Origin of the sequence: Methylophaga lonarensis MPL (assembly GCF_000349205.1) — a bacterium.
GTDB classification, from domain to species: domain Bacteria; phylum Pseudomonadota; class Gammaproteobacteria; order Nitrosococcales; family Methylophagaceae; genus Methylophaga; species Methylophaga lonarensis.
Genome location: NZ_APHR01000010.1, coordinates 1 through 11,885, shown reverse-complemented (window position 1 = coordinate 11,885; position 11,885 = coordinate 1). Strand labels below are relative to the sequence as shown.

Below are 11,885 nucleotides of genomic sequence, written 5' to 3'. Positions count from 1 at the left end.
GAGGTTCAGGAAGACTATGCAGATTATACCGGTCATTGATATCAAGGGGGGGCAGGTCGTGCATGCCAGAGGAGGCAATCGTCAAAATTACCCGCCATTGGAATCAGTACTTAGTCAAAGTACAGAACCCTTGCAATTGATTGCTGATTTGCTCGACTGGTATCCATTTTCCAGACTTTATATTGCCGATCTGGATTCGATAATGTCAGCGCGTATGCCGGAATTGGAGCTTTTCCAGTCCTTGTCGTCGGCCTTTCCCCAGTTAATCTTCTGGTTGGATGTTGGCCTGACTTCATTGGAGCAGCGTGAGGCATTTTCAGACCTGACAAATATCCGTCTGGTGTTGGGTACCGAATCCTTGCCTTGCCCGGACAGCGGTTGGTCAAAAGCTGACGAAACAATTCTCTCGCTGGATTTTAAGCAGGGCCATCTGCTTGGCTCGGCGGCCTGGTTGTCGCGCGCCGAACTGTGGCCGAAGGATGTGATCGTGATGAATCTTGATGCAGTTGGCTCAGCAAGCGGGGTAAATTTGCAGATGCTGGATGAAGTAAAAAAACAGCGTCAGGATGTCCGCGTTTATGCGGCAGGGGGAGTCAGATCCACGAGTGATCTGTATGCCTTGAAACAGGCAGGTGTCGAAGGTGCCTTAATTGCCACCGCGCTCCATCAGGGGCATATCATCCCTGGGAGTTTGCTGCAGCTGGAAAATGAAACCCCGCTCTGATTGAGCGGGGCTCCACATCTTGAACCTTACTTAGCGCCGAATGGGTGCTCAGAGGCTTTGTACTGTGCTACAACATCAGCAGCTTTTGGTTCGCGAGCAACAGCACGCTTGATAGCTTCTTTTGTTGCACGGTAGTTCCAATCCTGGATTTTTGCATCGCTGTCAGCAGTTGGTGAGATGAAACAACCCACCACAGATAAAGCTGTCATCAGCTTCATCAGCAGGATGGTGCCATCTTCAACGCATTCAGCAACAGCCAGTGAAACGCCACGTTGGGCAGGGCCGAACATTTGCACGGCTTGTTTCATGTTTTTGATTGTCACTTTGTTGAACATTACTGTTGCTGGCTTAACCATCAGGTTAGGCGCAACAACGGCCAACAGACCGTTTACACCTTGTTTCTGGTCAGTCAGTGTGCGGCAGAAAGCATCTTCTGCTGCAGAGCCACGTGGGCCCATGATGAGGTCAATGTGTGCTACGTTGTCGAGGTCACCATCTTCAATGACCAAAGACTCACCTACAAGTACGCGATCGATAACTGGCATGTTATATCTTCCTGTTCCAAAAAATTGTCAAAAAGGCTCAATTTTTCCCATCAGCAAACTCAGTGCTGATGGGTTTTATACGTAATAAAGGAACGTATCACCTGCTCAGTGCCGTCCGCTCAATGCATCGTGGTACTGAAATTCGGTTGGAAGCAAACGCCTGTTGAAATGCAAAGAGCAGCAATGTCGCTGCGGTAAGATCTGCAGTGGTACCCGGGTTGATGGCGCGCTTCTTTAAATCATTGTCCCAAGCAATGAGGTCGGAGGTCATATTTTTCAAGCTATATTTTTTATTCATTGCTGAAATAATGTCTCTAGCCTTGTTTGTGACTGCTTGAGCGTGCTCCCGAGATTGTTTTCTGATGACCAATGTGTCGGGAACACATGCTAGGAAGTTAAGATACGCGAAAGCGGTAGCCCATTCAACACCTTCGCCAGATTTTATGGCGGCTGTCAATTGTTGAAGGCCGATATGAAACACTTCAGCATAGTTGTAAACATATTGGCGGGCGATGGTGTCTCGGTTAACAGCGATAAGCATGGCCTCGCGCAAGGTGACTGTGGGCTCCTGACTCAGATCTTGCTGTTCGCTCTTTCCCAGTCCTCCAGCTTCGGCTATTCGGATTGCCTGATAGCAAAAACGAGCATCTTCGATCGTCAGTTTTTGCAGTTCGCGTTTCAGAGCGGTCGTTAACTCATCGAAGTCCTGGCATTGCTGGACGGCATTACAGAGTGGTGCAAACAGCAGAATAATGCCCAGATTAGTATTACAGTCGACAACTTTGCGAGTCGCTTGTATTGATTGATAAATTCGCTCACCGATGCTCAGACCTGGCTTGGCCATCACCGGCGCAATGGCGTTGGCGCTTTTCAGGAAGTCCGTCACAGCCATCTGGTGTCCGGCACTAAACGGATTCACATTGCCGGGTTTGGGTGCCAGCACTTCCTGTTCACAAGCCCAGCGAACGCAGGCTTCGATAGCTTGTTCAGACAGCATTGATCTGCAGGGATTGTCTGCTGGCATTGGCCAGCATCTCGGCAATATGGGCGGCGACATCGATACCTGTTGCCTGAAACAGTCCTTTCCATGCGGGGACGCTATTCACTTCGAGAATACTGAACTCACCAGTGGCTGTTCGGATCAGGTCAACGCCGGCGTAACTGGCCTCGACGCAGCGTGTGGCACGAATGGCAAGTTCAGCCATTTCGGGTGTCACTGTGGCGGCAAAACATTGGGCACCCTGGGCAAAGTTGGTGATCCAATGGCGGGATTGGCGGGACATGGCTGCGACCACTTGATCGCCAATCACCAGTAAACGCCAATCCTGCCAGTACTCAGCTTGTTGCGGAGCGACAAATTGTTGCAGATACCAGGCTTCTCCCACCGGGTGAATCTTTTTGAAATCTGCCAGGCTGTCGATTTTATAAAGCCCTTTTCCCTGACAGCCAAACAGCGGTTTGCAAATGAGTGAATGGCCTTGAGACAGGGCCACAACGGTGACTTGTTCAGCTTGATGCCAATCTTCAACCGCCCAGGTAGCCGGGGTAGGTAAGCCGGCATTGTGCAGTCTCAGGGAGGTGCGTGCCTTGTCGACGGTCAGCTCAATTGCTGAAGCCGGGTTAAATACCGGCACCTGATGTTCGGCAAGGGTGTGCAGCACATCCATTCGCAGGGTGATCTGTTCCAGACTGCCGGGGGCGATGCCACGCACAATCGCAGCATCAGGCAATTGCCCGTCAAATCCAGGAATTTTGATGCCGGCCGGGCTGGCAAAGTCAATTCGACAAGCGGCCAGATCGCTTAGAACCGGTTCGAACCCCCGACTCAGCAGCGCCCGGCACAGTTGATCACTGTGCCAGCCGTGGGTGTCGTTAAAAATGACTACACGAGGAGACCGTGTATTGTTTGCGTGTGTGTTCAAAGTCCGAATGAGAGCGTCAGCAATTCAGCATTGAGTTTGCCGGCTGTGAAGCTGTTGCCGGTTTTGCTGTTGGTGACAATCACCTGAGCCGGGCTGAACAGCATCGGATCGATTTTGAAGAAGTCATATTCATAAGATTTGAATATTTCTGCAAATGGTCGACCGTAATCCGAGGAGGTGTTGCTAGGCATTTTCTCGGCCAATGATTTGGCTTCATCATCAGACCCTTCGATAAACAAATGGACACTGCCGCCATACAGAATGGCATCATTGGTTCGACCCATGCCGGTCATGAAATCACCGCCTGGAGGGGCGACCGGGGTTGTGGCATAACCATCAACAATTTTTTCCATCGGGAAATGCAGGGTATGCGCCTTGTGCATGGCAACTTCCAGGACACGGCTGGCGATCTGCATGACACCGGCGAGGCTGGCGGTTGGTGTCAGAATAAACGTCAGGTTTTCTGGTTTGATGCCGCAGTTGTCGGCGACTTTTTCGGCAACTTCAACCGGAGGCATTTTGTCTACTTCCAGCACGATAACCGTGGCATCGGCCTTGTCTTGGTAGCCAAACTCCTTGAATAATTCTTCTCTGGCAGCCAGTGCTCGACCAGGGCCTGAACCCAGGGCGTAAAATTTGCTGTCTTCGCTTTTGTGTGACAGGCTCCAGCCAGCATATTGACTGCCGAGGCAGCTTAATACCGGCGTTTTGGCATGTACGGTCACCGACCATGGCCAGTTGGCAAAACCGCTGTTGTTACCCAGACTGACGGTACCGAGGCCACCCATGCAGATTTCGCCGATGCGTCTGCCTGCTTCTAGTCCACCCCGACATTCAATACCGGCATCAACAACGCGTGTTCCGTTACTCATGAAGCTGATTTTCAGTTGCAAAGCTTCGGCATCAGCCACAAGTTGTTCGACAAGTGGTTGGCAGGCAGCGTTGACGCTGGTCCAGTTGGCGGAGATTTCACTGCTCATGGGGGTTCCTATGGTTAAAGTGACATTGGCGATGATTATACGTGATGACTATTGGTCTGTAAGGGGTATGCGCTCAGTGTTGTGGCCTGTGTGTGTCGAGGACATCTGCAATGACGCCGGCTCTTGCCTGTCTGAGCGCCTCCGAGATAGCCTTGCCTTGCAAGCCTTGCTCAATGAATGGTTGAACGGCGACCGCATTGGCGCTCTCAAAACATGACTGCATGACCGCTTTTTCAGGCATCTCGGTATTTTCATATCCAGGCCTGCCTCGAAAATCCGCCTCAGACGCCAATAAATACTGTTGGAATCTGTCGGGTTTGCGAAACGCATCCAAGGCTTCAATGACTTCCAGCACCTCTTGTGCGCTGATTTCAAACAATTTGTGCATTTGAGTGTGGTACAGCGCGGTATGCAAGGCAACGCTTCGCAACTCGCCGGAAACTTTCAGACGTTGGCAAAGTGCTTCGGTCAGCGTGACACTTCGTTGTTCATGTCCCTGGTGACTGGGCAGGATTTCTGCCGGCGTAGTGCCTTTGCCAAGATCGTGGCACAGTGCAGCAAAGCGGACCACCAGATCGTCAGACAATCGGGCTGCTTGATCCAGCACCATCATGACATGGACACCAGTATCAATTTCGGGGTGCCATTTGGGATGCTGTGGCACACCAAACAGTCGGTCAACTTCCGGGAACAGCACTGTCAGTGCATTGATTTCACGCAGGCAAGTGAAAAACAGCGAGGGCCGATCTGACATCAGGGCCAGTTGCAATTCCTGCCAGACACGCTCGGCAACAAGGTGAGTCAGTTCACCGGAATCAATCATTTCCTGAATAAGCTGCCGGGTTTCTGGCGCCACACTAAAGCCAAAGCGGGCAGCAAAGCGTGCCAGACGCAACACGCGCACCGGATCTTCCTTAAACGCGGGTGAAACATGGCGCAGGACACCTGCTTGCAGATCCTGCTGACCGCCAAACGGGTCAATGATGTCACCGCTTTCGGTTTGTGCCATGGCGTTGATGGTCAGATCTCTACGCGCCAGATCTTGCTCAAGTGTCACATCTGGGGCGGTGTGAAACACAAAGCCATGATAACCGTGGCCTGATTTTCGCTCGGTTCTAGCGAGTGCATACTCTTCCTGCGTGTCAGGATGCAGGAAGACCGGAAAATCCTTACCCACCGGTTTAAATCCCATCGCCATCAGCGTTGGTGCATCACTGCCAACCACCACCCAGTCTCGATCCTGAGTGTCGATTCCCAGCAATTTATCTCGAACAGCGCCACCCACCAGATAGGTTTTCATGGCGACAGTTTAAGGCTTTTTGGGTTGAACTGCAGGCATGCGCTGTTTCAGCGGTGTAATTTCAAGTTGTTGCTGATAGTCATATATCGCGGCGTAGCTCATCACCGCTCTGACGTAGCGCCGGGTTTCATTAAACGGAATGTTTTCTATCCAGATGTCAGCTGGCAGTGTTTGTTCCGGCAGCCAGCGGTCAATACGATGCGGGCCAGCGTTGTAGGCAGCTGTCGCCAAGATCGGATTATTCTGGTTACGATCCAGCATTTGCCGGAGGTAGGCGCTGCCCAGTTGTATGTTGCGCTCAGGCTGGTTGAGTTCGTTAACATTTTTCAAAGGATCATTGAGTCTGTTGGCAACGGCCCGTCCAGTGTCTGGCATCACTTGCATCAGTCCCATTGCGCCGGCATGAGAACGGACTTGTTCCTGAAAGGCACTTTCCTGCCGGGCGATTGCCAGTAGCCATGAACTGTCCAGCCGATTTGCCTTAGCTGCACGCTGCATCGGGGCCTGGTAAAGCACGGGGAATCGTAAATCAAGGGCATCCCAGTAACGCGCTCGCCCCAGTATGGCAATGGTTTGGTGATGCCACTGCATGTCATGGGTAATCACGGCCAACAACTGCAATTGTTCTGGGGTGAAGGTTTGTGTCGCGCGAAATATCTGACGGCGGGCTTCCAGATCCAGATTCAGATGGACGAATTCCTCAAGTCGGCGTACCTCGATGTTTTGACGAAACGCCTGCATGGTCGCTGCATCAGAGAGGATGGGGTTGTGGTTCATCTGGTAGGGCTGTTCCAGACGATCTGCCGCCATAAAGCTATAGAAATCTCGTTCACCTGCGATGCGGGCATAGATTGCCTGAGCAGATTCATATCGTCCCAGCTCGGCTTCGCTTCGTGCCAACCAGTATTGCCAGCGATTTAACTGACGCTCTTCTTCATTCAGGCTTTGAATGGCATCCTGCACTGCCGGCCAGTTTTGTTGCCACAGTGCTGCACGAACTTTCCAGGGTTCATCTCCGACCTCGCCGAACAGGCCCAAGGCTGCGTCTTCACGTTTGAGTGCTGACCATTTTCCAGCTTCTCGGCGTACGTGCTCATATTGTGACTGGTCGAAATTATAGTGTGGTGACAATCGTTGCCAGACTTCAAATGCCTGTTCCGGGTTTTGTCGCGCCAACCGGGTAATGCCGTGGACCAGTATTTCTCTGCTGAGTGGCAGATCCCGGGCAAGCGATATTTGGTCACCGCGAGGTGGTTCTGCTGGCAGCTGATTAAGCAGGCTCAAGGGATTTTCATGAATACTCTCCCAGCGTTGCACCCAGCTTCCGCCTCACTGCTGTTATTGACCGCGCGAGCCAGAAATTTTGCCAAGGAGAATTGCTGAGCACGCAGCGTCAGCATTAACCGTTGCCAACGCAGATCGTCAGTCAACCAGCCTTCACGGCTGGCATGCTGGAACACAGGGTCACAGTTGTCGTGCTGTGATTGATTGACCAGCCAGAGCTGTTCGAACATTTCTTGAGCTCGGGCCTGATTTCCGGTGGCGATGAGGGCCTGGGCTTTTAAACATTGCCGTGATGCGGGTTGTGTGCCTTGGTAAAACTCCAGATAGCTTGACCAGGCTTTTTGTGCCGCCAGCCGATCAAGCCAACTGGCTCTGAGCCTGTCAGCGTAAAAAGTGCCTTCGTTTTCGGCGAAAAACTCTCGTAAAGTCTGTTCAGAAACCTGACTGAGCCGATGCTGCAGATACAGGTAATCGAGATATCCAGCGAGTGGATAATCCGCGAGTTGTGCTCGCAAAGGCCGGAAGACATTCAGCTGATTAGTCTGAACTGCGTTGCTGGCTTGTTTGAATAACTGGCGCTGTTTGGCGAGTTGTTCGCTATCCGCTGACAGGGCAAGGGTTGGAAAAATGCTTGCAAGCAAGCCGATGAGAAGTGCATGACAGATATATTTCATGCCCGCTATCTTAAACCAAATTTTCAGTGCTGCGCAGGGGGGTTAGGCTAGATTTTTCAGATAACTTTCAATGTTGTCCAGTTGGGGGATGACCGCCACTTTATTACCGATTTTAAGCTGGCAATGAATGTACTCGGAGTGGCTTTCATCATGGGTCGGTTGCAGTGCAAACTCGTTGACGGTGATAAGTTGGGGAGCGCCCCAGCAGGGAAAGGCATAAACCGTCAGTTCACTGTCACGGTTAAGTGCATTGACGATGCAGACTTTAGATGCAGAAGTCGAGTGTGTTTGTTGCCCGAGTAGCTGCTCAAGGTCAACAATGGGCATGTCCTGTTCACGCCAGCTTATTTTGATTCGTGATTGACTCTGCTGATTGAGTTTGGGCATGGGCAGTACCTCTGCCACTGCAGTGTTAGGCAACAACAGGTAGCGCTGCTCAAGAGGGATCAGCATGCAATGGACAAAATTACCTTGTTCGCTCATCTAGCCTTCCTTCAGTGACTTTCGCTGGGGTGGGGGTAACGACTGGCGAGTTGTTGCTGTAACACTGCAATCAGTTCTTCTTCCTGATAGGGCTTACCCAGATAGTCATTGACGCCGATGTTCATGGCACGCTGACGATGTTTGTCGCCAGTTCTGGAGGTAATCATAATGACAGGCAAGTGGCGATAACGACTATCGTTACGAATCATGGAGGCAAACTCAAAGCCATCCATACGTGGCATTTCAATATCCAGCAGGATCACATCTGGCGTACGTTCATAAAGTGCGGTGAGTGCATCAACACCATCTCGTGCAGTGATGACATCAAAACCCAGACGACGCAACAAGTTGTCTGAGGCTTTTCGCATGGTAATCGAGTCATCGACAACCATCGCCAGCGGTTTATCTGTTGCGCTGGTTTTAATGGTGGCTGCGTCGGGTTGTTTGTCGATGAGTGCCTGATCAGCCCGATAGGTGGCTGCCAGTGTCGGAATATCGAGAATGAACACCACACGGCCATCACCCAGAATCGTAGCGCCATTGAGCGCGCGGATATGCGCCAGTTGTGGCCCAACGGATTTGATGACAATGTCGCGGTTACTGTTGATTGCGTCAATCAGCAGCGCCAAGCGGGTGTTACCAGAGCGGAATAACAACAAAGGCATCGGGTGTTCGGTATTTTCCGGCAGGCGCAGCGGTTCACCCAACAACAGACTCAATGGCATGAATGCGTAGTTTTCCCCGTTGTAGCTGTACTGCGCGTTCTTGTTGCCGAGCATTGCCTGAACCTGATCCCTGCTGATACGTTCACCGGCTTTTACACTTGCCAGGGGAATGGCGTATTGCTGGCCATTGGTGCTGACCAGAAGTGCCCGGATCAGTGACAGTGTCAATGGCAGATGCATAATGAAATGCGTACCCTTGCCACGCTCCGAACGAATATCCAGACGACCTTTGAGGTTACGGATTTCATTATCAACAACATCCATGCCAACGCCGCGTCCGGCCAGTTGCGAAACGTTGTCTGCGGTACTGAAACCCGAGGTCAAAATCAGCTGGATCAGGGTGTTTTCGTCGAGATGCTGATCCGCTGTGATCAGGTTCATCTGCAGGGCTCGCTGGCGAATTTTATCGGTGTTCATACCCTTGCCGTCATCTTCAACGATGATGGCAACTTCTGAGCCTTCACGGTACAGGCTGAGTTTAAGCTGGCCGGCTTCTGGTTTACCGGCTGCAAGACGCTCTTCAGGTGATTCGATACCATGGGCAATAGCGTTTCTGAGGATATGTTCCAATGGGGCGACAAGATGATCGAGAATGGTCCGATCAAGCTCCAAAGTGGCGCCATCGACAATCAAATTCGCCTGTTTGCCCAGCTCGGTGCAGGTTTGTCGCACAATCCGTTCCAGGCGGGGAACGATGCCCGTGAACGGTAATAAGCGGGTGTTCATCAAACCGTGCTGTAAATCCGTATTCAGCCTGGATTGTTGCAAAAGAATGCTGTCGGTTTCACGAACCAATGCATCCATCGACTGGCTGATATCGTTGAGATCGATAACACTCTCAGTCAGGCTTCGTGACAATTGTTGAATCACGGAAAAGCGATCCAGTTCAAGCGGATCGAAGTCTGCATTGTCCTCGGTCAGCTCATCTTCGTAACGGAACAGAATCTGTGTTTCTGTTTCAATTTCCAGTTTACGCAGCTGATCATGTAGACGACTGACTGTTTCCTCCATCTCACCTAACTGTTGACGTAATGCGGCATGTTGCTGAGTGACACGGTCACGAGCAATGCTGACTTCGCCGGCAAAATTGCTCAGATAATCGAGCAGCTCGGCTCGAACCCTGACTTGTTCGCCGGTGGCTGCTGCCGGACTTGGCTTGCCAGAGGTATCCGGAATTGTGGTGGGTGTGACTGTATCAAGTGTTCGGCCTTGACCAATCGCGATAAAGTCCGCACCGGGAGAAGTTAGCTCATCAAGTAAGGGCAAGGCTTTGTTGATTGCTTCTCTGCGGGCAAGCTGTTCTTGCATTTCGGTGAGCGTGTCATGGCAGCGGAACATCAGCTCGAAGAAGTCAGTGTCTGCAGGGCGGCTACCTTCACTGGCGCTCAAGACCAGGGTTTCCATGTGGTGGGTCAAGTTTGCCAATGGGCTGATGCCGGTCAGCCTTGCCCCGCCCTTGAGAGTATGCAAATCACGTTGTAACTGCATGCAAGCTGCGGTTTGCTGTGGTTCAGCCTGCCATTGCTTGATTGCCTCGCCACAGGAGTTAAGAAGTTCTGCCGCTTCTTCGGTAAACGCAGATAACAGTTCGGCATCAACATCTGTTGGGATCTCAAACCGAACAGGTTCAGCAGGTTCTGACGGATATTCAGGCTGAGGCATGGCAGCCAGATCAGCATCTTCAGCCTCGGCAACTTCGATGGGCATCAGTTCCGACGCTGACTCAGCTTCAACTTCAACTTCAGTTTCAATGGCAGTGGTCAGACATTGTTCAAGCAGAGCATCAAGCTTTTCAATTGGTGGTGCTGGTTTGTTCTGAATGACACTTTCAATCTGGTTATTGAGCTCTTCATAACCTGCGTCCAGCAACTGAGCCAGCGCCGGATGATCAGGATGGCTTTGCTCAATTCCTTGATGCAGCAGTTGATACAAGGCCGCCAGCGTGGGCAATCCGGTGCTGATCGCACTGTCACTCAAATTCTGCAGTGTCGATAACAGCGCTGTTTTTTGTGCGGCATCAGCACTTTGTTGCCAGTTTTCCAGTTGTTCGGTGTATTGATCCAGCAACTCATCCGTTTGCTCGAGGAAGCTGACCAGGACTTCGGGATCGATAGCCACATGAGCATCAACAGGTTCAGATTCAGGCGCCAGCGACTCGATTTTGGCAGCAAGTGGCCGAATATCCTCTGCTTCAGCCATGCTTGAATCCAGCTCCAGCAGCTCGGTCAGTGATTGCAGTATTTCCTGCAGCTGTTGCGTTTGCTGTTCAGAAATCAGAATTTGCTGGCGATGGAGTTGTCTGAGACTGTTATCCAGTTGAGTGCATAACAATGCTAATGGCATTGCCTGAGCGATGTTGGCTGCGCCTTTCAAGGAATGAATCGAACGCAACATGCTGTTGTTGATGGCATGTCCCGGACGTAAGGTCTGGCAGTCAGTTTGTAGTTGCTGCAAGTGTTCGCGCGCTTCATTGCGGAATATTTCCTGCAGTTCGGCTTGCTCATCATCGAGTTCAGTGGCGAGCGTATCTTCAACCTGCAATGGCTGTTGCTCTGTTTCTGGCGGCTCGAGTTCTATGGTTTCTGCTTCAAAGGATTGTTGCGAAACTTGCGGCTGCTCATCGATATCGATAACAGTGTCCTGAGCAGCTTCAAGCTGTTCTGTATCGAGGGACGATTTCTGGCGAAGCTCTGCGGCCAGTTCAGCCAGGGATACAGCCTTGTCATGTGCTCCTGTCTCTCCCTGCTGGAAACGTAACAAAAGCTCAGGAAGCAGCTGATAAGCCTCGGTAACACATTGTCTGATTGCATCGGTGACCGGCAGGCCACCTTCGATCACCCGGTTAAGCAAATCCTCAATTGCCCATGCGAGTTCGCCAATTTCAGTGGCACCTGTCATTCGGCCACTGCCTTTAAGTGTATGGAATCTGCGTCTTATTTCTGTGATGGCACTGTCGGACTCGGATTCCTGTGCCTGCCATTCAGGCAGTAAATCCTGCAAGTCCGCCATGACTTCATCAGCTTCTTCTACAAACACTTCCGCGATGTCAGGGTCTATGCCTCCTGCGAAGCCTTGCGATGGCGGTGTTTGAACAGATTCCGTATCAACAGTGAGGACGGTCTCTGATTCGTCAACGCTTAGTACTGCCGGTTCAGTGGGTGCTTCGTTTGGCTGTTCTAGATCAATCTGGAAATCAGTCAGCTCATCAGAAGCCGTATGGCGTTTCAAAGTCGATAGAGAATTCTGGC

At 51.5% G+C, this 11,885-nt stretch carries 10 protein-coding genes; 1 reads left to right on the top strand and 9 read right to left on the bottom strand.

Translation table 11 applies throughout. The features are described 5' to 3' along the window. The first annotated feature begins 16 nt into the window (after positions 1-16). A complete protein-coding gene (locus MPL1_RS02085) occupies positions 17-724 on the top strand; it encodes a HisA/HisF-related TIM barrel protein (RefSeq protein WP_009725473.1) in 708 nt (235 codons plus the stop codon). Between the two features lie 26 nt (positions 725-750). Here MPL1_RS02085 and fae read toward each other — a convergent pair whose 3' ends face one another. The 9 genes from fae to MPL1_RS02040 all read right to left on the bottom strand — a co-directional run. Beyond that, positions 751-1,269: a formaldehyde-activating enzyme gene (gene fae / locus MPL1_RS02080; protein ID WP_009725472.1), complete on the bottom strand. Its 519-nt coding sequence runs from the start codon at positions 1,267-1,269 to the stop codon at positions 751-753. A 97-nt stretch (positions 1,270-1,366) separates the two neighbouring features. Next, entirely contained in the window at positions 1,367-2,266 is a 900-nt protein-coding gene (locus MPL1_RS02075; protein WP_009725471.1) for a triphosphoribosyl-dephospho-CoA synthase, read from the bottom strand. Continuing rightward, positions 2,256-3,191, bottom strand: a complete 936-nt coding sequence (locus MPL1_RS02070; RefSeq protein ID WP_009725470.1) for a RimK family alpha-L-glutamate ligase — start codon at positions 3,189-3,191, stop codon at positions 2,256-2,258. Before MPL1_RS02070 ends, MPL1_RS02075 begins: the two co-directional genes overlap by 11 nt. Continuing rightward, positions 3,188-4,171 (bottom strand): methenyltetrahydromethanopterin cyclohydrolase, encoded by a 984-nt coding sequence (mch, locus tag MPL1_RS02065; RefSeq protein ID WP_009725469.1) that lies wholly within the window; start codon positions 4,169-4,171, stop codon positions 3,188-3,190. Before mch ends, MPL1_RS02070 begins: the two co-directional genes overlap by 4 nt. Positions 4,172-4,244: 73 nt before the next feature. After that, entirely contained in the window at positions 4,245-5,471 is a 1,227-nt protein-coding gene (locus MPL1_RS02060) for a multifunctional CCA addition/repair protein (RefSeq protein ID WP_009725468.1), read from the bottom strand. Between the two features lie 9 nt (positions 5,472-5,480). After that, a complete protein-coding gene (locus tag MPL1_RS13185; RefSeq protein WP_235045504.1) occupies positions 5,481-6,755 on the bottom strand; it encodes a lytic transglycosylase domain-containing protein in 1,275 nt (424 codons plus the stop codon). Further along, positions 6,752-7,429, bottom strand: a complete 678-nt coding sequence (locus MPL1_RS14005; RefSeq protein ID WP_040576783.1) for a hypothetical protein — start codon at positions 7,427-7,429, stop codon at positions 6,752-6,754. The genes MPL1_RS13185 and MPL1_RS14005 overlap by 4 nt, the downstream gene beginning before the upstream one ends. Positions 7,430-7,471: 42 nt before the next feature. Continuing rightward, positions 7,472-7,912, bottom strand: coding sequence for a chemotaxis protein CheW (locus MPL1_RS02045; protein WP_009725467.1), 441 nt, complete (start codon positions 7,910-7,912; stop codon positions 7,472-7,474). 11 nt (positions 7,913-7,923) lie between these two features. Next, positions 7,924-11,885: hybrid sensor histidine kinase/response regulator (locus MPL1_RS02040; RefSeq protein ID WP_009725466.1), on the bottom strand; the 3,962-nt coding region annotated here is incomplete at its 5' end.